The organism is Mycobacterium sp. IDUB_21 (assembly GCF_055419425.1).
In genome coordinates, this window is the sequence record NZ_JBVAXQ010000002.1 from 132755 (window position 1) to 156110 (window position 23356).

The following is a 23356-nucleotide window of genomic DNA, read 5'->3' on the forward strand; positions in this document are numbered from 1 at the left end:
GGGCGAATAACGAGAAGCCCTCGCGTGGCCGCGTCGTAGCAGACGCGCCCGGGGGCTTGAGGAGACGTACGTGGCAGATCCATCTCTTTTTAAGAGCCCCTATTCGGACGTGGCGGCGGCGGTGCCGACCGAGCAGGATGAGTTGCCGGACCGGCTGCGGGTCCATTCCCTGGCGCGAGTCCTGGGCACCACCAGCAAGCGGGTGCTTGATGCCCTGATCGAGCTGGACGGGCGAACGCGTAGCGCCCACTCCAGCGTGGATCGGGTCGAGGCGGTCCGAGTCCGCGACTTGCTGGGTGCGGCCGACAAGCCCACCACCGAGAACTCCGACGAAGCCGGCGAGGCCCCCGACGAGCCGGAGTCCCGGCTGCTGCTGGAGACCGCCCCGGAGGCCGCCGGCACGCGGGCCGACTACATGCCGTTGTTCGTGGCACCGCAGCCGATCGCCTTCAAGCCCCCGGCGCCCCGCGTCGCCGACGACGAGTCCGACGATGACGACGACCTCGGCGCCGATGCCGATGCCGACGACGACGGCGACGGCGACGACGAGAACGGGGACCGGCCCGCCAACCGCCGCCGCCGCCGCGGCCGGCGCGGTCGCGGTCGGGGCCGCGGCTCTGAGGGATCGGCGCTGGACGACGGCGACGCCGATGACGAAACCGACGACGATTCCGCCGCCGAATCCGACGAGTCCGGGGATGCCGAGGACGCCGGCGACGACGAGAGCGATTCAGGCGACGAAACGGGCAACCGGCGGCGCCGCCGCCGCCGTCGGCGCAAGTCCGGCAGCGGGGACGACGATGACGCCGCGTCGACGGATGACCCGCCCAACACCGTCGTGCACGAACGGACCCCGCGCGCCAAGACCGCCAGGAGCGCCAAGAGCGAGCGAAGCTCGGGGGACGACGAGATCCAGGGCATCACCGGCTCGACGCGACTTGAGGCCAAGCGTCAGCGTCGTCGCGATGGCCGTGACGCCGGACGCCGCCGCCCACCGATCCTGAGCGAGGCAGAGTTCCTCGCCCGCCGCGAGGCCGTCGAACGCCGGATGGTGGTCCGGGACCGGGTCCGCGCCGAGCCGCCGCACCAGGGCTCCCGCTATACGCAGATAGCCGTGCTGGAAGACGGCGTGATGGTCGAACATTTCGTGACGTCGGCTGCTTCTACTTCGCTGGTGGGCAACGTCTACCTGGGCATTGTTCAGAACGTGCTGCCCTCGATGGAGGCCGCGTTCGTCGACATCGGCCGCGGCCGTAACGGCGTCCTCTACGCCGGTGAGGTCAACTGGGAGGCGGCCGGCCTGGGCGGCGCCAACCGCAAAATCGAGCAGGCGCTCAAACCGGGTGACTGCGTCGTGGTGCAGGTCAGCAAGGATCCGATCGGGCACAAGGGTGCCCGACTGACCACGCAGGTCTCGCTGGCCGGTCGTTACCTGGTGTACGTGCCGGGCGCCTCGTCGACAGGTATCAGCCGCAAACTGCCCGACACCGAGCGCCAGCGGCTCAAGGAGATTCTGCGTGAGGTGGTGCCCGCCGACGCCGGCGTGATCATCCGCACTGCGTCCGAAGGTGTCAAAGAAGACGACATCCGCGCCGACGTGGAACGCCTCCAGGAACGCTGGAACGAGATCGAGGCCACCGCGGCGGAGACCAAGGGCAAGGCCGCCGGCGCGGCGGTGGCGCTCTACGAAGAGCCCGATGTGCTGGTCAAGGTGATCCGCGACCTGTTCAACGAGGACTTCTCCGAGCTGGTGGTTTCCGGTGACGATGCCTGGGCGACGATCAACGAGTACGTCGGTTCGGTGGCGCCGGAATTGATGACCAAGCTGACCCAGTACCAGGCGCCGGAGGGTCCGGACGGACAGACCGGGCCGGACGTGTTCGCCGTGCACCGCATCGACGAGCAGCTGGCCAAGGCGGTGGACCGCAAGGTCTGGCTGCCCTCGGGAGGAACCCTGGTCATCGATCGGACCGAGGCCATGACGGTCGTCGACGTCAACACCGGCAAGTTCACCGGGTCCGGGGGCAATCTCGAGGAGACGGTGACCAAGAACAACCTGGAGGCCGCCGAGGAGATCGTGCGGCAACTGCGGTTGCGTGACATCGGCGGCATCATCGTCATCGACTTCATCGACATGGTGCTGGAGTCCAACCGCGACCTGGTGCTGCGTCGGCTGACCGAGGCACTGGGCCGCGACCGCACCCGCCATCAGGTTTCGGAGGTGACGTCGCTGGGGTTGGTCCAGCTGACCCGCAAGCGGCTGGGCACCGGGCTGATCGAGGCGTTCTCGACGTCGTGTCAGCACTGTGCCGGTCGCGGCATCATGCTGCACGCCGACCCGGTCGACTCGGCCGCGCCGGGGCGCAGGTCCGAGCCGGGCAGCAGTAGCAGCCGCCGCAGCAAGCGATCGAAGAAGCCCAAGGTCGACGAGCCGGCAGTGGCCAAGGTTCCGGTGCACACCCCCGGCGACCACCCGATGTTCAAGGCGATGGCCGCGGCGACTGACCGTCAGGACGATGAGTCCGAAGACGGGGCGGATGTCGAGGCCACCGCGGAGTCGGCGGTCGGGGAGTCGCAGGTGGTAGTCGAGGTCGCGGCGCAGGTGGCCGGTGTGGCGCTCGAGGACGACAGCGCAGACAGCGACGCCGGCTATGACGGCGAGGACAGCGACGAAGACGCCTACGACGGCGAGGACAGCGACGTCGACGAGGACGCTGAGGATGACTCCGAGGATGACGACGACGAGGTCGATCTCGACGACGATGACGACGAAGACTTCGACGACGACCTGGACGTCACAGACGAGTCCGAGGAGTCCGAGGAGGACGAAGAATCCGAGGAGTTCGAGGAAGCCGACGTGCCGGCCGTGGTGAATGAACGTCCGCGGCGGCGACGTGCGGCGGCCCGCCCGGCCGGTCCGCCGATCTAATGCGGGGCCGGTTTGACCCTTTAGCCGCTGGTCACGTACCCTTGACCAGTTGTCGCCAGGCGGGAATAACCACAGCTCGGCGGACCGAACCCCAGACACTTGCGCAAGTCCCGATGGCGTGCGCGCCCGAGAAGCAGAGGTAGAAACCAACGATGGCGACGTACGCAATCGTCAAAACCGGCGGCAAGCAGTACAAGGTTGCCGTCGGTGACGTGCTTAAGGTCGAGAAGCTCGAGTCCGAGCCGGGATCGTCGGTCTCGCTGCCGGTCGCGCTGGTCGTGGACGGCACCACCGTCACCACCGACGCCGCCAAGCTGGCGAAGGTCGCGGTCACCGGTGAGATCCTCGAGCACACCAAGGGACCCAAGATCCGCATCCACAAGTTCAAGAACAAGACCGGCTACCACAAGCGGCAGGGTCACCGTCAGCAGCTGACCGTGCTCAAGGTCACCGGAATCAAGTAGGGAGCGAGCGACATGGCACACAAGAAGGGCGCTTCCAGCTCACGCAACGGGCGCGACTCCAACGCGCAGCGACTCGGTGTCAAGCGGTTCGGCGGTCAGGTCGTCAGGGCGGGCGAGATCCTGGTCCGCCAGCGCGGCACCCACTTCCACCCCGGCATCAACGTCGGACGCGGTGGCGACGACACCCTGTTCGCCACGGCACCCGGTGCGGTCGAGTTCGGTCTCAAGCGCGGCCGCAAGACCATTAACATCGTGCCTGTCGCCCGCGACTAGTCGCCGGCGTAACTGGGCGCCACCCGGCGCCGGATAGGTAGTAACGCCATGTCCCGGTTCGTCGACCGCGTCGTCATCCATATACGCGCGGGCGACGGGGGCAACGGCTGCGCGTCGATTCACCGGGAGAAGTTCAAACCGCTGGGCGGCCCGGACGGCGGTAACGGTGGTAGCGGCGGCAGTGTCGTGTTGGTCGTCGACCCCCAGGTGCACACCCTGTTGGACTTCCATTTCCGGCCGCACATCAACGCCGCCTCCGGCAAACAGGGTCAGGGCAGCAACAAAGAAGGTGCCTCCGGATCCGACCTGGAGATCAAGGTGCCGAACGGCACCGTCGTGCTCGACGAACACGGCCGACTGCTGGCCGATCTGGTGGGCTCGGGCGCCCGCTTCGAGGCCGCCGCGGGCGGGCGAGGGGGGCTGGGCAATGCGGCGCTGGTGTCGCGTGCCCGCAAAGCGCCCGGCTTCGCGCTGCTGGGTGAGAAGGGCGAGACCAGCGACCTCACGCTGGAACTCAAGACCGTTGCCGATGTCGGCCTGATCGGGTTTCCCTCGGCGGGCAAGTCGGCGCTGGTGTCGGTGATCTCGGCGGCCAAGCCGAAGATCGCCGACTACCCGTTCACCACGCTGGCGCCGAATCTGGGCGTGGTCTCCGCCGGGGACAACACCTTCACCGCCGCCGACGTACCCGGTCTGATCCCGGGCGCCTCGTCCGGACGCGGGCTGGGTCTGGACTTCCTGCGACACATCGAACGCTGCGCGGTGCTGGTGCACATAGTCGACTGTGCCACCGCTGAACCGGGCCGCGACCCCATCTCCGACATCGAGGCGATCGAGGCCGAACTGGCCGCCTACACCCCGACCATGCAGGGGGATTCGACGCTCGGCGATCTGGTCGATCGGCCGCGTGCGGTGGTGCTCAACAAAATCGACGTGCCGGAGGCGCGCGAGATGGCCGAGTTCGTCCGCGACGACATCGCGGCGCAGCGGGGCTGGCCGGTGTTCATGGTGTCGACGGTGAGTCGCGAAGGGTTGCGGCCGCTGATGTTTGCGCTCGCCGAGATGGTATCGGCGTATCGTGCGGCGCAGCCGGAGCCGGTAGCCCGACGGCCGGTGATCCGGCCGATACCCGCCGGGGAGACCGGGTTCGCCGTGGAGGCTGATGGCGAGGGCGGCTTCATCGTGCGTGGGTCGCGTCCCGAGCGCTGGGTGCATCAGACCAGCTTCGACAACGACGAAGCGGTCGGGTATTTAGGTGACCGACTGGCCCGACTCGGGGTCGAGGACGCGCTGCTGCGACTGGGGGCCAAGCCGGGCTGTGCGGTGACGATCGGGGAGATGACCTTCGATTGGGAGCCGGCTACACCGGCAGGGGTGGACATGCCGCTGTCCGGAAGAGGCACTGACATCCGGGTGGAGCGCAGCGACCGGGTCGGCGCCGCCGAACGCAAAGTCGCACGCAAGCAGCGTCGCGAGCACCCGGAGGACTCGTGAACGATGGTGCGCGCGAAGCGATTCGCACTGCGCGCAGCGTCGTGGTCAAGATCGGCACCACGGCACTAACCGCCGAGAACGGCATGTTCGACGCCACTCGGCTGGCCGGGCTCGCCGCGGCGATCGAGGACCGGATGAAGGCCGGCTCGGATGTCGTGATCGTGTCGTCCGGAGCCATCGCCGCCGGGCTGGAGCCGCTCGGGTTGTCCAAGCGTCCAACCGATCTGGCCACCAAACAGGCTGCCGCCAGTGTGGGCCAGGTGGCGTTAATCAATGCGTGGAGCGCCGCCTTCGGCCGATTCGGCCGGACCGTCGGGCAGGTGTTGGTCACCGCGCAGGACGTGTCGATGCGGGTATCGCACACCAATGCCGCTCGTACCCTGGACCGGTTGCGGGCGCTGCACGCGGTGGCGATCGTCAACGAGAACGACACTGTCGCCACCAACGAGATCCGGTTCGGTGACAATGACCGGCTCTCGGCGTTGGTGGCGCATCTGGTCGGCGCGGATGCGCTGGTGCTGCTCTCCGACATCGACGGGCTCTACGACGCCGACCCTCGCAAGGGGCCGGCCCGGCTGGTCCCCGAGGTGGCCGGTCCGGAAGACCTCACCGACGTGGTAGCCGGCGAGGGCAGTCATCTGGGCACCGGCGGCATGGTGTCGAAACTGTCGTCGGCCCTGCTGGCCGCCGACGCGGGGGTTCCGGTGTTGCTGGCCGCGGCCAGTGCGGCGGCCGCGGCTCTCTCTGACGCTTCGGTGGGCACCGTGTTCGCAGCCCGGCCACAACGGTTGTCGGCGCGCAAGTTCTGGGTGCGCCACGCCGCCGATGCGGCGGGTGCGTTGACGCTGGACGCCGGGGCGGTCGAAGCGGTATTGAAACGACGCCGCTCACTGTTGGCTGCGGGGATCACCGGGGTGTCGGGCAGGTTCCACGGCGGCGACGTGGTGGAACTGTGCGGCCCGGACTCTTCGGTGGTGGCCCGCGGTGTCGTCGGCTATGACGCGACGGAACTGGCCGCCATGGTCGGCCATTCCACCGCCGAGCTGGCGGCGGATGCCCGCCGCCCGGTGGTCCATGCCGATGACTTGGTTGCGTTGTAGGGCCCGCAGGGATGAGCACCGTATTCACCATCGACGGGGCGGGATGGAGCGGGTTTCTGCGGTTCATGTGCCGCGGTGCCGTGACCAAGGGCAAGACGATCAGACGCGTCGACTACCCCAACACCTACTTCGATGGTCTGCGTTACGTCCCTGCGGTCCGTGCAGTGGAACGAGGCGCGCAGGCCCTCGATGACATGCTGACCACCCACTTCAACGGCCGGCCCGATGCCGACGACGTGCTGGTCTTTTGCGTGAGCATGGGGGCGCAGGTTGCCTGCAAGTGGCTGCGCGAGCGCGGCCCGACCTCGACGGTCCCGGCAGCCAAGTTGTCGTTTCTGCTGCTGGCCAATCCTGAACAACCGTTCCACGGCATCTATGCGGCCGACCCCAAGCTGGTCAGATTCATGACGCTGCCCGACTACGGCGGCGTCGGCGTGCCGGAGAGCACACCGTTCGCGGTGACGGACCTGTGTCGCCAGTACGACGGCATGGCAGACTTCCCCAACCTGCCTGCCGCACAGGTCGACTCGCTGGCCGTCAAGAACGCGCTTCTGGGCCTGGTGGTCATCCACAACAATTACTTGAGGCTCGATATCAACAGCCCCGCCAACATCCGCATCAGCCGCGGCAACATCACCTATGTCTTGTCCCCGACGCGCGTACCCCCGGCCTGCGTCCTGGGAAGGCTGTGGCCCGCCCGGTTGAAAAGACGGCGCCAGCGGATCGAGAACTCCTATGACCGCTCGGCTTGGGACACGTCGGCGCGCGCTTGACGTCGCCGAGTATGGCGCTACTCCGGCAGCGGCTCCAAGTACAGTGCACCCCAGACTATTTCGGTCATCGCGGCGGTGAGTTCGGAGTCGTAGTCGACGTCCCGGCCCGGCAGATTCTGCTGGCAGGCCCGCTCGACCATCCAGGTCAGGGCACTGGCGGTGGCGGCGGCGGGTAGCGCGCGCCGAATCGAGCCGTCAGCCTGGCCGTCTTCGATGACCTGGACCACCCGGCCCGAGATCCCGGTCAGCAGCTCCCGGTAGGTGGCCGCCACCAGCGGGTCATAGCCGGCCATCTCGCTGAGTGCGATCAGCAGCGGTTGGTGTCGCCGATAGCTGGCGATGATCGCGGCCATTGCAGCGCGCACGTCGTCGGGGTCATGCCGCCAGGCCACGCCCCACCAGCGTTGCGCGCCGTCGGCGAGATCGCCGAACACCTGGCTCGCGAGTCGGCGCAGCAACTGGCCCTTGTCCTCGAAGTAGATGTAGAAGCTCGCCCGCGACATCCCAGCCTCGGTGGCGAGGCGGTCCACGCTGAGTTCGGTGAAACTGGCGCCCTCGCCCATCAGCCGCTCGGTGGCGTCGAGCAGGCGACGCTCGATCTCCCCGCGCCGCTCCTGTCGGCGGGCGGGGGGTTTGCGGGTCACCGATGCCACGCCGCACAGCCTAACCGTTTCCGTGACGCCTTGACTAGACATTATGTCTAGACTTATCGTCGGGGTACCTCGGCTGTGATCGGGGTCATATGCCGAGGAGGGCCCATGACAGCACCATCTGCCACGACTCGCAGCTACGACGCGGTCGACTTGTCCTCACGTGCGTTCTGGTCCACCACCGCTGCCGAGCGGGAACGCTCATATGCGGTGCTGCGGGCCGAGCGTCCGGTGAGCTGGCACCCGCCGGTCGAAGACGCCGTGCTGGACGATCCCGACGATCCGGGCTATTGGGCCGTCACCCGCCACGCCGACATCGTCACGGTGAGCCGCACCAACGAGGTCTTCTTGTCCGGCAAGGGCGTGCAGTTCGAGAACCTTCCCGCGGAGCTGCTGGAAACGACGCAGTCCTTCCTGGCGATGGACCCGCCCCGGCACACCACGCTGCGCAAGCTGGCGACCGCGGCGTTCACCCCTCGCCAGGTCCGGCGCATCGAGGGCTCGATCAAGGCGAGCGCCAAGGCCATCGTCGAAGAATTGAAGGCTGCGGGCAGCGGAGCCGACTTCGTCGAGTACTGCGCCAAGGAACTGCCGCTGCGGACGCTGTCGGACATGATGGGAATCCCCGGTTCTGAGCGGGCGCAGGTCGCCCACGCCGCAGACGCCATGGTCACGGCGAACGACCCGGTGTGTCTCGCCGGCCGCAACGCGATGGAGGTGATGTTCGAATGCATCGGTTATCTGCATCAGCTTGCCGGCACGTTGGCGGCGCAGCGTCGCGAGCAGCCCGGCGACGACTTGTTCAGCAGCCTGGTGAATGCCGAGGTCGATGGCGACCGACTCACCGACGCCGAGATTTCGGCGTATTTCGTGCTGCTGTGCGTTGCGGGTAACGACACCACCCGCCAGACCACCAGCCACGCCCTGCGGGCGCTCACCGACTTCGGTGAGCAACGAGCCTGGCTGCTGGAGGATTTCGACAACCGCATCGGCATGGCGGTGGAGGAGTTCATTCGCTATGCGACGCCGGTAATGACCTTCCGGCGCACCGCCGCAACCGATTACGAACTCGGCGGCCAGACTATCCGGGCCGGCGACAAGGTCGCGATGTTCTATGCGTCCGGCAACTGGGATGAGACGGTGTTCGACGACCCGGACCGGTTGGATCTGAGCCGCGACCCCAACCCGCACCTGGGCTTCGGCGGCGGCGGCCAGCACTACTGCCTGGGGACACATGTGGCGCGCGCCCAGCTGCGCGCCATGTTCACCGAGCTGCTCCGCGAGCTGCCGGGCATCGAGGCCGGCAACCCGGAGTACGTGGCGGGCAGCTTCATCCACGGTATCCGTGCCATGCCCTGCACGTTCTGAGTCGGGCTCATCCGGTCGACGCCGGCCCGAAGTGCCGGCCGGTGGCGTCCTTTCCGGCCGCGGTCAACACCACGACGGCGAGTAGCGTCGGCACCACGGTGACAATCAGGGCGAAGGGATAGCCGTGGGCGGCCGCCAGGTGCTCCTGGATCGGAAGGTTGAACGCCGCGAAGAGGTTGCCCAGCTGATAGGTCACGCCGGGATAGAAGCCGCGGATCGCATCCGGGGACATCTCGGTCAGGTGGGCCGGGATCACGCCCCAAGCACCCTGCACGCAGATCTGGATCAGAAATGAACCGAGGCACAGCATGCCCGCGCTGTGCGACAGTGCGAACAGCGGCACGATCGGCAGGCCCATCATCGCGGCCCAGATGATCGCGTAGCGTCGGCCCAATCGTTGCGACAGCGAGCCGAAGAACAGTCCGCCGATGATTCCGCCGATGTTGTAGATCACCGCGATCCACTTGGCCGTGACATGGGACAGGCCCGCGCCGTCGGTCGAAGTCAGAAATGTCGGGTAGATGTCGTGGGTACCGTGGCTCATCCAGTTGAACGCCGTCATCAGCAGCACCAGGTAGCAGAACCGGCGAATCACCCTGGCGTCGGTGAACACATCACGAATCCTGGTGCGGGTCAACCGCATCCGATCATGGGTGGCCTGCCACACCTCGGATTCGGTGACTCGGTAGCGGATGAGCAGGCTGACCATGGCCGGCAGGATGGAAAGCCCGAACAGCCAGCGCCAGGACAGCCCCAGCCAGTCGTTCACCAGCAGTGAAGCCAGGGTGGCGGCCAGATAGCCGAACAGGTAGCCCTCCTGCAGCAGCCCGGAGAAGAAGCCGCGGCGCTCCGGCGGGATCTTCTCCATCGCCAGCGCGGCGCCCAGCCCCCATTCGCCGCCCATCCCGATCCCGTACAGCAGGCGCAGGATCACCAACACGGTGAAGTTGGGCGCGAACGCGCACAAGAACCCCACCGCCGAGTAGAAGATCACGTCGACCATCAGCGGTATTCGCCGGCCGACCCGGTCGGCCCACAGGCCGAAAAGCAGCGCGCCCACCGGGCGCATCACCAGGGTGGCGGTGGTCAGAAACGCGACCTCGGTCTTGGTGTGGCCGAAGGTCTTGGCGATGTCGGCGTAGACGAATACCACGATGAAGTAGTCGAAAGCATCCATCGACCAGCCCAGGACTGCGGCCAGGAACGAGTTGCGCTGGTCGGGAGTGAGCCGCTGCTTTGTCACCCGAGCATCGTGCCCTATTTGCCGGGATCGATCGGGCAACTATTGGGATCTATCGGGCCGAAATCACACCGGCCAATTCGGAAGCCAGCAGCGCCAGCACCGCCGAACAGCCGCCGTCGATCTTCACGGCGGCCAGCCCGTCGCCGCGGGTGACGCCACGGTTGACGATCGCGACCGGGATACCTCGCGCCGCGGCGTGCCGCACGAATCGATAGCCGGAGAACACCGTCAGCGAAGAGCCCGCCACCAACAATGCGTCGGCGTCATCGACCACCGAATACGCCCGGACAACACGGTCTTTGGGGACGCTCTCACCGAAGTAGACGATATCGGGCTTGAGCATGCCACCGCATTGGTCGCAGTCGACGAAGCGGAAGGAGGCGGTCTCGGCGACTGCGGCGTCGGCGTCGGGCGCCACGGCGATCCCACCGAGACTTTCCGCCCGGTCGATGAACCCGGGGTTGAGTTTCTCCAGCTGCTCGGCCAACGACGCACGGCTCAAAGAGTTCCCGCACGCCAGGCACACCACCGCCGCGTAGCTGCCGTGTAAATCGACGACGCGGTGACTTCCGGCCTTGGTGTGCAGCAGGTCGACGTTCTGGGTGATCACCGCGTTGACCACCCCGGCTTCTTCCAGCGCGGCCAGCGCCAAGTGCCCGCCGTTGGGCGCGGTGCCGGCCATGTGACGCCAGCCGACGTGGTTGCGGGCCCAGTACCGTTGGCGAAAGACCGGATCGCCGGTGAACTGGGCGATCGTCATCGGATTGCTCGGCGGGGAATCCGGGCCGCGATAGTCCGGGATGCCCGAATCGGTGGAGACACCGGCACCGGTGAGCACCGCGACCCGCCGGCCCGCCAGCAGCCTCAGCAGGTCGCAGACCGTTGGCTCGGCACCGCTCATCCGCTCAGCGTAGGCACTGCTCGGCGGTCGAGCGTTCGGCAGCCATATTGCGGCACATCATCTCCAGCGCCGCGTCGCCCAGGCCGGCGTCGATGTGGGCGACGGCATCGACCGGTATCACCACCGGAAGGTGCCGGACGTATGCGTCCAGTGCAGTGTAGAGAATGCACTGCTCGGTGACCTGCCCGGTCAGGATCAACCGCCGGGTGCCGAGTCGGCCGAGGAGGTACTCCAGGGGTGTGGCATAGAACGCGCTGTGCCGGACCTTGGTCATCAGTCGATCCCCTGCTTTGGGCACCAGGGGACACACCAGGTCCGGCCGGGCGCCGTCCAGTGCTGAGGCGATGATGTCGGCGAATCCGGCGGTGAAATCGCCGTAGTTGTCGTTGACGTAGACCAGATCGACCTCCTCGCGAGCGCGACTGCGTTCGACCAGGTCGGCCAGCGGTTCGACGATCTTGGCGACGTTGTCGGCCAGTTGTCCCGCGTCGGGATGCCGGTAGGCGTTGAGCATGTCGACGACTATCACCGCGGTGTCGGTCATGGCCCTGGTGATACCCGAAAGCTGCACGTTGACACCGTCCGGGCAACAATGGGAGGCCATGGACCTTTCTGGGGACTTCTACAGCGCCTACCGGCATGGTTTCGCGCGGGTTGCCGCCTGTACGCACCGCACGACACTCGCCGACCCGGCCGCCAACGCCGAGTCGGTGCTGCGATTGGCGCACGACTGCCACGACGACGGCGTCGCGCTGGCCGTCTTTCCCGAGCTCACGCTGTCGGGATACTCCATCGACGACATCGTGCAGCAGGACAGCCTGCTCGCCGCCGTCGAGGCCGCGCTCCTCGACGTGGTGGCGTCGTCGGCGGAGCTCTTGCCGGTGTTGCTGGTGGGGGCGCCGCTGCGCTATGCACATCGCGTCTACAACACTGCCGTCGTGATCCACCGCGGACGCATCCTCGGGGTGGCGCCGAAGTCCTACCTGCCCACCTACCGGGAGTTCTACGAGGGCCGCCAGTTGGCCGCCGGCGCCGACGAGCGCGGAACGATCCGGCTGGGCGGCACCGAGGTGCCGTTCGGGCCGGACCTGCTGTTCGCCGCGACCGACCTGCCCGGGTTCGTGCTGCACGCCGAGGTGTGCGAGGACATGTTCGTGCCGGTGCCCCCAAGCGCCCAGGCGGCCCTGGCCGGCGCCACCGTGCTGGCCAACCTGTCCGGCAGTCCTATCACCGTCGGGCGCGCCGAAGACCGCTGCCTGTTCGCCCGGTCGGCGTCGGCGCGATGCCTGGCCGCTTACGTCTATGCCGCCGCCGGGGAGGGGGAGTCGACCACCGACCTGGCCTGGGACGGCCAGACCATGATCTGGGAGAACGGCACGCTGCTCGACGACAGTGAGCGCTTTCCCAGCGGTGCGCGCCGGTCGATCGCCGACGTCGACCTCGGGTTGCTGCGCTCGGAACGGCTGCGGATGGGCACGTTCGACGACAACCGCCGCCATCACCGGGACACGGTGGCCGCTTTCCGACGGGTGGAGTTCCTGCTGGACCCGCCGGCCGGGGACATCGGACTGCGACGCACCGTAGAGCGGTTTCCGTTCGTACCGTCGAATCCGCAGCGACTGCAACAGGATTGCTACGAGGCCTACAACATTCAGGTATCCGGCCTGGAGCAGCGGCTGCGCGCCCTGGACTACCCCAAGGTGGTGCTGGGGGTGTCGGGCGGGCTGGATTCGACCCACGCCCTGATCGTCGCCGCACGGGCCATGGACCGGGAGAACCGGCCGCGCAGTGACATCTTGGCGTTCACCATGCCCGGCTTCGCCACCGGTGAGCGCACCAAGGCCAACGCGGCCGCGCTGAGCAGGGCGCTGGGGGTGACGTTCGCCGAAATCGACATCCGCGACACCGCGAAGCTGATGCTGACCGAGCTGGAGCACCCGTTCGCCCGCGGTGAAGCGGTCTACGACGTCACCTTCGAGAACGTACAGGCCGGCCTGCGCACCGACTACCTGTTCCGGATCGCCAACCAGCGCGGCGGCATCGTGCTGGGCACCGGTGACCTGTCGGAGTTGGCGCTGGGCTGGTCCACCTACGGGGTGGGCGATCAGATGTCGCACTACAACGTCAACGGCGGCGTGCCTAAAACCCTGATCCAGCACCTGATCCGCTGGGTGATCAACTCCGGTGAGTTCGACGCCGACGTGTGCGCGGTACTGGCCTCGGTGCTCAACACCGAGATCAGCCCGGAGCTGGTCCCCGCCGGTGAAGGCGAGGAGATTCAGCGCAGCGAGGACAAGGTGGGTCCGTACTCGCTACAGGACTTCGCGCTGTTTCAGGCGCTGCGCTACGGATTCTCGCCGGCCAAGACCGCGTTCCTGGCCTGGCACGCCTGGCATGACGTCGAGGCGGGGTCCTGGCCGCCCGGGTATCCGGCCGACAAACGACTGGCCTATTCGCTGGCCGACATCCGACACTGGCTGAAAGTTTTTGCGCAGCGGTTCTATTCGTTCAGCCAATTCAAGCGTTCGGCACTGCCCAACGGGCCGAAGGTGTCCCACGGCGGTTCACTGTCGCCGCGGGGGGACTGGCGGGCTCCGTCGGACATGTCGGCGCGGATCTGGCTCGACGAGATCGAACGCGAGATTCCGCAGGGGTAGGGAGGAGCACCGACGATGGCCGAAATTCGGAGGTTTCCGTTGTCACCGGCGTTGCAACGGGCCATGACATTGCTCAGCGACCCGCCGTCGGATCCGCGGGTGAGTCGGGGCTACCTCGACCTGCTCGACGGGGAAGGGGACGTTGTCTCCCAGCAGAACGCCGGTGCTGTCCAGCGGCTGTGGGCCTCGTCGTTCGGGTCGATGTTCTACGACAACGCCCAGGGGCTGGCGCGGCGGCTGCTCGAAGCCTGGCAGCATCCGATCGACTGGCTGGACATTCCGGACGGCGGGGTGGCGTTGGATGTCGGCTGCGGCCCGGGCAGCATCACCGCCTCGCTGGCCCGCGCCGTCGGCGCCGACGGTTTGGCGTTGGGCGTCGACGTCTCCGAGCCGATGCTGGCCCGGGCGGTACGGGTGCAGGCCGGCTCACAAGCCGGCTTCTTGCGCGCTGATGCACAGCGACTGCCACTGCGCGACAACACCGTTGATGCTGTCACCTCGATCGCGGTCTTGCAGCTGATCCCCGACCCGGTGGCGGCGCTGGGTGAGATGGCACGGGTGCTCAAGCCCGGTGGGCGGATCGCGCTGATGGTGCCCACCGTCGGCTTGGCCTCGCGGATGTGGCAGCTGCCGTTGAAAGCCGGGGTACGGGTGTTCGGCGACGACGAGATCGCCGACACCCTCGAAGGGCACGGCTTCACCAGCGTGCGGGCCAAGAGTTTCGGGTCCATCCAGTGGGTGCGGGGCAAACGGGCGTGAGCGTGACAAGGTAGGAGCCATGCCCACCGTCCTGATCGAGGTTCGCCGCCGCTACACCCAAGCCGAGGAAGTCGCGATCATCGACGCCGTGCACGGGGCGCTGGTGACGGCCTTCCAGGTCCCGGCCGAGGACAAGAACGTCCGGCTGATCGCCCATGAACCGCACCGGTTCGCGGTCCCGGAGCATTTGGCGCAACCGGAGAACCGCACCCTGGTCTCCATCGACTGCTTCACCGGCCGGTCCCTGGAAGCCAAGCGGGCACTTTACGCCGGGATCGTCGAAAACCTGGCGGCGCTTGGCATTCCACGCGACCACGTGATGATCACCCTGCATGAGATAGATCGCGAGAATTGGGGAATCCGTGGCGGACAGGCCGCATCCGATGTCGACCTGGGATTCAATGTGCGGGTATGAGCCGGTAAGGCACTGAACCGTGCGGGCGCGCCAATCCAGACAGCCGGGAGATCCATGCCATGACAATCACGATGTGGCAAGAGTTCGCCGACTGCTGAAGACCTGCCTCAGGCCTCGAAAGCGGTGCTCAACGCCGCGCTGATCGCCTCGACATCCGGGGCGCAATCGCCGGCTCCGGGCACCAGCGTCGCCAGCGCCCCCGCGACACAGGCGCGGCGCAACGCGTATTCAATACCGTCGGCCCAACCGGCGGCCAGCACTCCGGCGAACACGTCCCCGGCCCCGGAGGTGTCCACCGGCTCGACTCTGGGCGTCGGTACGTCGACCGAGCCGTCGACGCCGGTGTAACGCGCCCCGCGCGCGCCCAGCGTGACCACCCGGTGCGGCACCCGGTGGTCGAACTGCGCTGATTCCGTCTCGTTGACCACTGCCACGTCCATCAGTCCGGCCAGCTCGCTCAAGTCACCACCGACCGGGGAGACGTTGACGATCACCGTCGCTCCGCCCGCGCGAGCCAGTCGAGCGGCCGCGGTGGCCGTGGCGAGTGGAATCTCCAACTGCAGCAGCAGCACGTCCGATCCGGCGATCATGCCGCCGGGGTCGGAATCCAAAGTCAGCGCCGCGTTGGCCCCCGGCGCCACCACGATGGTGTTCTCCCCGGCCGGGCCCACGGTGATGACTGCCGCTCCGCTGGGCCCCGGCACCGTCGTCAACCCGTCGGTGCCGACATCGTTGGCTTGCAGGTGCCGACGCAACCGCACGCCCGCGTCGTCGTCGCCCACCGCACCGACGAACGAGACGTTCGCACCGGCCCGTGCGGCCGCGACTGCTTGGTTGGCGCCCTTGCCGCCGCAGTGCGTGCCCGGTTGCGAGCTGAGGACCGTCTCGCCCGGAGCGGGCAGCGCAGCCACCGTGAACACGGTATCCAGGTTCACACTGCCCACTACGCACACCCGCGTCGCCATGCTGCCAGCTTCCCATTCGCGACCGTGGGACGCCCGAGATCCCCTATCGTGGGGAACCGTCCGCTAAGCGGGGAAGGGAGCGGCAGAGTGGACTCGGCACCGTCGACAGTGACCACGGCGAGCGATGAACGACGGCGCCTGCGGTTGCCGTCGCGGATCAGCATTCAAACCAAGCTGATGCTGATCTTGCTGGTGACCAGCGTCGTCTCGGTGGCCGTGGTGGGATTCGTCGAGTTCCAGTACGGCGCAGCCGAATTGCAGCGTTCGGTGTCCAGTAAACTGGTGCAGGCGCGCGAGGCGCAGCGCCGGGCGGTGACCACCTTGTTCACCGAGATGACGAATTCCCTGGTCGTTTTCAGCGGGGAAGCGACGGCGGCCAACGCGCTCAAGGCATTCACCGCTGGGTTCGACGAACTGGGCAGTGCCACAGTCACTCCAGAACAGCAGCGGGCCATCGTGAGTTACTACCGGGACCAGTTCGTCGGCGCGCTGGGCGAGCGGACCGGAGAGGAGGCCGACATCGCCGCGTTGATGCCGACATCGACCGCGCAGCGCTACCTGCAGGCCCACTACACCGCCGGCTTCGCCGACGACGCGAAGAAGCCGGGCGACGCCGGTGACGGCAGTGCATGGTCGGCGGCAAACGCGCAGTTCGACACTTTCTTCGCCGAGATCGTCAAACGCAACGAGTACGAGGACGCGCTGTTGCTCGACACCCGGGGCAACGTGGTCTACAGCACTAACAAGGGCGTGGATCTGGGCACCAACGTGTTGACCGGCCCCTACCGCGAATCCACGCTGCGCGACGCCTACCGCAAGGCACTGGCGTCCAACGCGGTCAACTTCGTGTGGATCACCGACTACCAGCCGTATCAGCCCAACCTGGACGCCCCCACCGCCTGGCTGGTGTCGCCGGTCGGCAACAAGGGCACGGTCGAGGGTGTGATGGCTTTGCCGCTGCCCAGCGCGAAGGTCAACCGGATCATGACCGCCAACCGCAACTGGAAGGCGGCCGGGCTGGGACACACCACCGAGACCTATCTCGCCGGACCGGACGAGCTGATGCGCTCCGACTCGCGACTGTTCTTGGAGGAACCGGAGGAGTACCGCCGCGAAGCGGTGGCGGCCGGGACCGCGGCGGCGACGGTGGAACGGGCACTGAAACTGGGGACCACCACGCTGGTGCAGCCGGTGAGCTCTCCGGGCCTGCATGCCGCGCAACGGGGCCAGACCGGCACGCTGAACACCGGATACGACTATCTCGGCAACCGTGAGCTGACGGCGTACGCGCCGCTGACCGTACCCAATTCGGACCTGCAGTGGTCGATCCTGGCGACCCGGGACTACTCGGACGCCTACGCCGGGGTCACCTCGTTCAGCAAGAGGGTGGTGCTGGCCACCACCGCCGTCATCTTCGCCATCTGCGTGCTGGCGATGCTGCTCGCCCGGCTGTTCCTGCGACCGATCCGGCGGCTGCAGAACGCAGCCCAGCGGATCAGCGCCGGCGACTACAGCGCCGCGGTATCGACCCGGGCGGCCGATGAGATCGGCGATCTCACCAGGGCGTTCAACGACATGAGCCGCAGCCTGCGGACGAAGGAGCAGTTGCTCAACGAGCAGCGCAAGCAGAACGACGAGTTGCTCCTGTCGCTGATGCCCGAGTCGGTGGTGCGGCGTTACCGCGAGGGTGAACAAGCCATCGCGCAGGAGCATCACAACGTCAGCGTGGTCTACGCCGAACTGCATGGGATCGACGAATTGTCATCCGAGGTCTCCGCGAGCGAACTGGTGACGATGGTGGACGACCTGGTCCGGCAGTTCGACGCGGCGGCCGACGTCGTCGGCGTCGAACGAATCCGCACCATGTACAACGGTTATCTCGCCGGGTGCGGCCTGACCACCCCGCGGTTGGACGGCGTGCACCGTATCGTCGAGTTCGCGTGCGAGATGCAGCGCATCGTCGATCGATTCGACGTCAAAACCGGTCACCGGCTGAGCCTGTGGGCCGGCGTCAACACCGGGTCGGTCGTCAGCGGTCTGGTGGGCCGGTCGGGCGTCACCTACGACCTGTGGGGTTCGGCCGTCAACCTCGCCTATCAGTTGCGCAGGACCACATCCGAACCCGGCATCTACGTCACCGCGGTGGTGCGCGAGATGCTGGGCGACGGCGCGGACTTCGTCCCGGCCGGCACCGTGATGATCGGGGAAGCCGAGCAGCAGACCTGGCGATTGTCGGAGAAGCCGTGAACATCTTCGGGTCGTGGTTCTACTGGGCGGTCGGTGTCGCGGTCGGGTTGCCCGCGGGCCTGATCCTGCTCACCGAATGGCATGTGGGGCTGGCGCGCCGCGGCAGCTACCTGGCCCGGCCGGTAGCGCTGATCCGGAATTACCTGTTGCCGCTGGGCGCGTTGCTGGCACTGCTGGTGCCGGTGGCCGGAATATCCGCCCACGACCCGACCGTGCGGGTCACCTACACCGTGTTCGGCTTCATGATGCTGGTGTTGCTGCTGTCCGGGCTCGACGTCACGTTCTTCCAGAGCGCCCCGAAAGGTTCCTGGCGCGGTCGCATCCCGACCATTTTCATCGACGTCGCCCGATTCCTGCTGATCGGTGTCGGGCTGGCGCTGATCCTGTCCTACGTTTGGGGCGCCAAGATCGGCGGACTGTTCACCGCGCTGGGCGTGACGTCGGTGGTCATCGGCTTGATGCTGCAGAATTCGGTCGGTCAGATCGTTTCGGGTCTGTTCATGCTGTTCGAGCAGCCGTTCCGGATCGGGGACTGGCTGTCCACTCCCACCGCGCGCGGCCGGGTAGTCGAGGTGAATTGGCGTGCGGTGCACATCAGCACCTCGGGAGGGCTGCAGGTCACGCCGAACTCGGTGCTGGCCGGAACTTCGTTCACCAACATCAGCCGAGCCGGCGGTGTGCACCAGGTGTCGGTCACGACCACCTTCGCCGTCGCCGACCCGCCCGACCGGGTGTGCGCGTTGCTGTCGCGGGTTGCCGCGGCACTGCCGCTGCGAACGACCGGGGAAGCGCCCGGTTCGGTGGCATTGGGCGGTGGCGAATACCGGACCACCATCGCGCTCGACTCCCCGGGCGACGATGGTGCGGCGCAGGCCACCTTCCTGCGGTGGCTCTGGTATGCCTCCCGGCGGGAAGGCCTGCACCTTGACGACGCCGACGACGACTTCTCGACACCGCAGCGGGTGGCCGAGGCGCTGCGAACGGTGGTCGCACCCGCCCTGCGGCTGACCGACGCCGACCAGCAGGCCCTGGCCCCGTACGCCACGGTGGTCCGCTACGGCACGGACGAAATACTGGAGCCGGCCGGCCAAGTGCCGACCGCGATGACCTTCCTCACCGAGGGCAGCGTTCGGATCACCTGCGAGGATCCGGCCGTATCGGATGCGACGTTGCGGCACGGGGCGTTTCTCGGCGTCACCACGCTGACCCGACAATCCAGTCAGTTCGACGCCCGCGCGCTGGATGAGGTCACCGCGGTGGTGATCGACCGTGAACACATCGAAGACCTGGTGATGGCCAAACCCCTGCTGCTGCAGGAGCTGGGCCGGGTCATCGACCAGCGGCGCGCGGTGTCGGTCGAAGCGCGTCGCCGTCATCCTGACAGCGGCGGGGCCGTTTCGCCGGATCCGACGCTCGCCGATACGCTGGGGCGATGAGCGTCCCCGTGCTTCCCGACCTGCGCCAAGAGGTCCACGACGCGGCCCGCCGAGCCAGGGTCGCCTCCCGCGCGCTGACGTCGTTGTCCACCGTGGCCAAAAACAGTGCGCTGAACGCGGCGGCCGACGCGTTGCTGGTCCATACCGACGACATCCTGGCCGCCAACGCCGAAGACCTGGCCGCCGCCCGGGCCGCCGGCACCCCCGAGGCCATGCTGGACCGGCTGGCACTGAACCCCCAGCGGGTCGAAGGGATCGCCGCGGGACTGCGCCAGGTGGCGGGGTTGCCCGATCCGGTGGGCGAGGTGCTGCGCGGCTACACCCTGCCCAACGGTCTGCAGCTGCGCCAGCAGCGGGTTCCGCTGGGCGTGGTGGGCATGGTCTACGAGGGCCGGCCCAACGTCACCGTGGACGCGTTCGGGCTGACGCTGAAGTCCGGCAACGCCGCGCTGCTGCGCGGCAGTTCGTCGGCGGCGCACTCGAACCGTGCCCTGGTCGACGTCCTGCGGGGTGCCTTGGCCGAGGAGGATCTGCCCGCCGACGCCGTGCAACTGCTCTCAGCGGTCGACCGCGTCACCGTCACCCACCTGATCCAGGCCCGCGGACTGGTCGACGTGGTGATTCCGCGCGGCGGGGCCGGGCTGATCGAGGCGGTGGTGCGCGACGCGCTGGTGCCGACCATCGAGACCGGTGTCGGCAACTGCCACGTCTACGTCCATGAGGCCGCCGACCTCGCCGTCGCCGAACAGGTGCTACTGAACTCCAAGATCCGCCGGCCCAGCGTCTGCAACGCTGCCGAGACACTGTTGATCGACAAGGCGATCGCCGCGTCCGCCTTGCCGCGGCTGGTGGATGCGTTGACTGCGGCCGGGGTCACCGTGCACGGGGACGCCGACGACGCCGCGGCAGAGGACGATCTTCGCCGCGAGTACCTGGCGATGGACATCGCGTGCGCGGTGGTCGACGGGCTCGAGGACGCCATCGACCACATCAACGAATACGGCACCGGCCACACCGAGGCCATCGTCACCACCAACATGGCCGCCGCCCAGCGGTTCAGCGAGCAGGTTGATGCCGCCGCGGTCATGGTCAACGCCTCCACGGCGTTCACCGACGGCGAGCAGTTCGGCTTCGGCGCCGAGATCGGCATCTCCACCCAGAAACTGCACGCCCGCGGTCCGATGGGGTTGCCGGAGCTGACGTCGACCAAATGGATCGTGTGGGGTGACGGCCACACCCGTCCCGTCTAAGGAGCCGTAGCTCGCATGGAAAAGCCCGCCATTCCCGCCACCCCGGCCCGGCACGCCTCGTTGTTCGCCGATATCGACGACGTCGGCCGCCGGCTGGCCGAGACCGGCTACCTGGCCGATACCGCCACCACCACCGCGGTGTTCCTGGCCGACCGGCTGGGCAAACCCCTGCTGGTGGAGGGACCGGCCGGTGTCGGAAAGACCGAATTGGCCCGCGCCGTGGCCACTGCCACCGGTGCCGGCCTGGTGCGGCTGCAGTGCTACGAGGGCGTCGACGAGGCCCGAGCGCTCTACGAGTGGAACCACGCCAAGCAGATACTCCGTATTCAGTCCGGCAACAATGCCGGTCCGGGCGGTGACTGGGACGCCACCAAGATGGATGTGTTCTCCGAGGAGTTCTTGCTGTCGCGGCCGCTGCTGACCGCGATCCGGCGCAGCGATCCCACGGTGCTGCTGGTAGATGAGACGGACAAGGCCGATATCGAGATCGAGGGCCTGCTGCTGGAGGTGCTCAGCGACTTCGCGGTCACCGTCCCGGAACTGGGTACTATCACCGCCACGCGGACGCCGTTCACGCTGTTGACCTCCAACGCGACCCGGGAGCTGTCCGAGGCGCTCAAGCGCCGCTGCCTGTTCCTGCACATCGACTTCCCCGATCCGGACCTGGAACGGCGCATCCTGCTGTCCCGCGTACCCGAGTTGCCGGAACGCCTTGCCGCCGAGCTCGTGCGCATCATCGGCGTGCTGCGCGGCATGCAGCTCAAGAAGCTGCCCTCGGTGGCCGAGACCATCGACTGGGGCCGCACCATACTGGCCCTGGGTATGGACACCATCGACGACGCCACCGTCGCCGCCACTCTCGGGGTGATTCTCAAGCACCAGTCCGATCAGGTCCGGGCGTCCGGAGAACTGCGACTGAACTGATGGTGCAGTAGATGGTTCGCCGCATGCGCCCACCGCAGCCGCTGGCCCCGCACGGAATTCCGGGGCACCTGGTGGGGTTCGTGGAAGCGTTACGAGGCCAGGGGATTTCGGTGGGGCCTTCGGAGACCGTCGACGCCGGGCGGGTGCTGGGTGCGATCGGCCTAGGTGACCGGGAGGTGTTGCGCGAGGGGCTGGCGTGCGCGGTGCTGCGCCGGCCCGATCATCGCGACACCTACGACGCCATGTTCGACCTGTGGTTCCCCGCCGCACTGGGCGGGCGCACCGTGATCGTCGATGGAGACGCGTCTGACCCTTCGGCCGACGACGCACCGTTGGCGGAGGACGCCGAGGCGATGCGGGAGATGCTGGTCGATCTGTTGACCGCCAATCCTGATCTGGCCGATACCGACGCCCGGTTGTCGGCGATGATCGCGGCGATCGTCGGGGCCTACGGGCAATACCGCTCCAGCCGCGGCCCGTCCTACTCTGCTTACCAGGCGCTCAAGGCGCTCGCGCTGGACGAATTGGAGGGAAGGCTGCTGGCCGGGCTGCTCGCCCCCTACGGAGACGAGCCCAGTCCGACTCAAGAGCAGATCGCCAAAGCTATTGCGGCGCAGCGGATCGCCCAGCTGCGTAAGCTCGTCGACGCTGAGACCAAGCGGCGCACCGCGGAACAGCTGGGTCGCGAGCACGTGCAGATGTACGGCATTCCGCAATTGAGCGAGAACGTCGAATTCCTGCGTGCCTCCGGTGAACAGCTGCGCCAGATGCGCCGGGTGGTGGCGCCGCTGGCTCGCACCCTGGCCACCCGGCTGGCCGCCCGACGGCGGCGCTCCCGCGCCGGCACCATCGACCTGCGCAAGACGCTGCGCCGCTCGATGTCCACCGGCGGTGTGCCGATCGACGTGGTGCTGCGCAAGCCGCGGCCCGCCCGGCCCGAACTGGTGGTGTTGTGCGATGTGTCCGGGTCGGTAGCCGGGTTCAGCCACTTTACCCTGCTGCTGGTACACGCACTGCGCCAACAGTTTTCCCGAGTCCGCGTGTTTGCGTTCATCGATACGACCGATGAGGTGACGCATCTGTTCGGGCCGGATGCCGACCTGGCGGTGGCCATTCAGCGGATCACCCGGGAGTCGGGGGTCTACACCCGCGACGGCCACTCCGACTACGGCAACGCCTTCGTATCGTTCGTGGAGAAGTACCCGAGTGTGGTGTCGCCGCGCAGCGCGCTGCTGGTGCTCGGCGACGGGCGCACCAACTACCGCGATCCGGGGGCGGACGTGCTGGCGCATCTGGTGACCGCGAGCCGCCATGCGCATTGGCTCAACCCCGAACCCCGACCCCTTTGGGGCAGTGGCGATTCCGCGGCGCCGCGGTACTCCGATGTCATCGCCATGCACGAATGCCGATCGGCCAAGCAATTGGCCGCGGTGATCGACCAGCTGCTACCGGTCTGACCCCAAGCGCCGAGCGTGCGTGTTGGCGCGGCGACACACCCGGCGGGCCGA

At 67.6% G+C, this 23356-nt stretch carries 20 protein-coding genes; 15 read left to right on the top strand and 5 right to left on the bottom strand.

Features of this window, described 5'->3' with window-relative positions:
* The first annotated feature begins 70 nt into the window (after positions 1 to 70).
* The 6 genes from rne (at position 71) to ACZYY4_RS03590 (ending at position 7033) form a co-directional block, all read left to right on the top strand.
* Positions 71 to 2929: a ribonuclease E gene (gene rne / locus ACZYY4_RS03565; protein ID WP_463808075.1), complete on the top strand. Its 2859-nt coding sequence runs from the start codon at positions 71 to 73 to the stop codon at positions 2927 to 2929.
* 152 nt (positions 2930 to 3081) lie between these two features.
* Positions 3082 to 3393 carry a 50S ribosomal protein L21 gene (rplU, locus tag ACZYY4_RS03570; protein ID WP_463808076.1) on the top strand — a complete coding sequence of 104 codons (312 nt, stop codon included), beginning with the start codon at positions 3082 to 3084 and terminating at the stop codon, positions 3391 to 3393.
* Between the two features lie 12 nt (positions 3394 to 3405).
* The gene (gene rpmA, locus ACZYY4_RS03575) at positions 3406 to 3666 is read left to right on the top strand and encodes a 50S ribosomal protein L27 (RefSeq protein ID WP_463808077.1); all 261 of its coding nucleotides are present in this window, start codon (positions 3406 to 3408) and stop codon (positions 3664 to 3666) included.
* Between the two features lie 48 nt (positions 3667 to 3714).
* Positions 3715 to 5160, top strand: coding sequence for a GTPase ObgE (gene obgE / locus ACZYY4_RS03580; RefSeq protein WP_463808078.1), 1446 nt, complete (start codon positions 3715 to 3717; stop codon positions 5158 to 5160).
* Complete coding sequence (gene proB, locus ACZYY4_RS03585; protein WP_463808079.1) at positions 5157 to 6260, top strand: glutamate 5-kinase; 1104 nt, start codon at positions 5157 to 5159, stop codon at positions 6258 to 6260. Before obgE ends, proB begins: the two co-directional genes overlap by 4 nt.
* A gap of 11 nt (positions 6261 to 6271) precedes the next feature.
* Positions 6272 to 7033 carry a PE-PPE domain-containing protein gene (locus ACZYY4_RS03590; RefSeq protein WP_463808080.1) on the top strand — a complete coding sequence of 254 codons (762 nt, stop codon included), beginning with the start codon at positions 6272 to 6274 and terminating at the stop codon, positions 7031 to 7033.
* A 17-nt stretch (positions 7034 to 7050) separates the two neighbouring features.
* On the opposite strand, the gene ACZYY4_RS03595 is transcribed toward ACZYY4_RS03590, so the two are convergent.
* On the bottom strand, positions 7051 to 7686 hold the full coding sequence (locus ACZYY4_RS03595) for a TetR/AcrR family transcriptional regulator (protein ID WP_463808081.1): 636 nt from the start codon (positions 7684 to 7686) through the stop codon (positions 7051 to 7053).
* Positions 7687 to 7791: 105 nt separating this feature from the next.
* On the opposite strand from ACZYY4_RS03595, the gene ACZYY4_RS03600 reads away from it, so the two are divergent.
* Positions 7792 to 9051, top strand: coding sequence for a cytochrome P450 (locus ACZYY4_RS03600; RefSeq protein WP_463808082.1), 1260 nt, complete (start codon positions 7792 to 7794; stop codon positions 9049 to 9051).
* A 7-nt stretch (positions 9052 to 9058) separates the two neighbouring features.
* On the opposite strand, the gene ACZYY4_RS03605 is transcribed toward ACZYY4_RS03600, so the two are convergent.
* The 3 genes from ACZYY4_RS03605 to ACZYY4_RS03615 are packed head-to-tail and all read right to left on the bottom strand — an operon-like array spanning position 9059 to position 11739.
* Positions 9059 to 10294 carry an MFS transporter gene (locus tag ACZYY4_RS03605; RefSeq protein WP_463808083.1) on the bottom strand — a complete coding sequence of 412 codons (1236 nt, stop codon included), beginning with the start codon at positions 10292 to 10294 and terminating at the stop codon, positions 9059 to 9061.
* A 49-nt stretch (positions 10295 to 10343) separates the two neighbouring features.
* Complete coding sequence (locus tag ACZYY4_RS03610; RefSeq protein WP_463808084.1) at positions 10344 to 11195, bottom strand: NAD-dependent protein deacetylase; 852 nt, start codon at positions 11193 to 11195, stop codon at positions 10344 to 10346.
* A gap of 4 nt (positions 11196 to 11199) precedes the next feature.
* On the bottom strand, positions 11200 to 11739 hold the full coding sequence (locus tag ACZYY4_RS03615; protein WP_463808085.1) for a cysteine hydrolase family protein: 540 nt from the start codon (positions 11737 to 11739) through the stop codon (positions 11200 to 11202).
* 58 nt (positions 11740 to 11797) lie between these two features.
* Between ACZYY4_RS03615 and ACZYY4_RS03620 the strand changes: the two genes are divergently transcribed.
* From ACZYY4_RS03620 to ACZYY4_RS03630, 3 genes are read left to right on the top strand one after another with little or no spacing between them, the layout of a single operon-like run.
* Complete coding sequence (locus tag ACZYY4_RS03620) at positions 11798 to 13852, top strand: NAD(+) synthase (RefSeq protein ID WP_463808414.1); 2055 nt, start codon at positions 11798 to 11800, stop codon at positions 13850 to 13852.
* A 15-nt stretch (positions 13853 to 13867) separates the two neighbouring features.
* Positions 13868 to 14611, top strand: coding sequence for a class I SAM-dependent methyltransferase (locus tag ACZYY4_RS03625; RefSeq protein WP_463808086.1), 744 nt, complete (start codon positions 13868 to 13870; stop codon positions 14609 to 14611).
* A gap of 19 nt (positions 14612 to 14630) precedes the next feature.
* Positions 14631 to 15026 (top strand): tautomerase family protein, encoded by a 396-nt coding sequence (locus ACZYY4_RS03630; protein ID WP_463808087.1) that lies wholly within the window; start codon positions 14631 to 14633, stop codon positions 15024 to 15026.
* A gap of 107 nt (positions 15027 to 15133) precedes the next feature.
* On the opposite strand, the gene ACZYY4_RS03635 is transcribed toward ACZYY4_RS03630, so the two are convergent.
* Positions 15134 to 15991: a ribokinase gene (locus ACZYY4_RS03635; RefSeq protein WP_463808088.1), complete on the bottom strand. Its 858-nt coding sequence runs from the start codon at positions 15989 to 15991 to the stop codon at positions 15134 to 15136.
* 87 nt (positions 15992 to 16078) lie between these two features.
* Between ACZYY4_RS03635 and ACZYY4_RS03640 the strand changes: the two genes are divergently transcribed.
* The 5 genes from ACZYY4_RS03640 to ACZYY4_RS03660 are packed head-to-tail and all read left to right on the top strand — an operon-like array spanning position 16079 to position 23305.
* Positions 16079 to 18238, top strand: coding sequence for an adenylate/guanylate cyclase domain-containing protein (locus ACZYY4_RS03640; protein WP_463808089.1), 2160 nt, complete (start codon positions 16079 to 16081; stop codon positions 18236 to 18238).
* Entirely contained in the window at positions 18235 to 19674 is a 1440-nt protein-coding gene (locus tag ACZYY4_RS03645) for a mechanosensitive ion channel domain-containing protein (RefSeq protein WP_463808090.1), read from the top strand. The genes ACZYY4_RS03640 and ACZYY4_RS03645 overlap by 4 nt, the downstream gene beginning before the upstream one ends.
* Positions 19671 to 20924 (top strand): glutamate-5-semialdehyde dehydrogenase, encoded by a 1254-nt coding sequence (locus tag ACZYY4_RS03650; protein WP_463808091.1) that lies wholly within the window; start codon positions 19671 to 19673, stop codon positions 20922 to 20924. Before ACZYY4_RS03645 ends, ACZYY4_RS03650 begins: the two co-directional genes overlap by 4 nt.
* 15 nt (positions 20925 to 20939) lie before the next feature.
* Positions 20940 to 21848, top strand: coding sequence for an AAA family ATPase (locus tag ACZYY4_RS03655; RefSeq protein WP_463808092.1), 909 nt, complete (start codon positions 20940 to 20942; stop codon positions 21846 to 21848).
* Positions 21849 to 21859: 11 nt separating this feature from the next.
* Positions 21860 to 23305, top strand: coding sequence for a vWA domain-containing protein (locus ACZYY4_RS03660; RefSeq protein WP_463808093.1), 1446 nt, complete (start codon positions 21860 to 21862; stop codon positions 23303 to 23305).
* Positions 23306 to 23356: the final 51 nt, after the last annotated feature.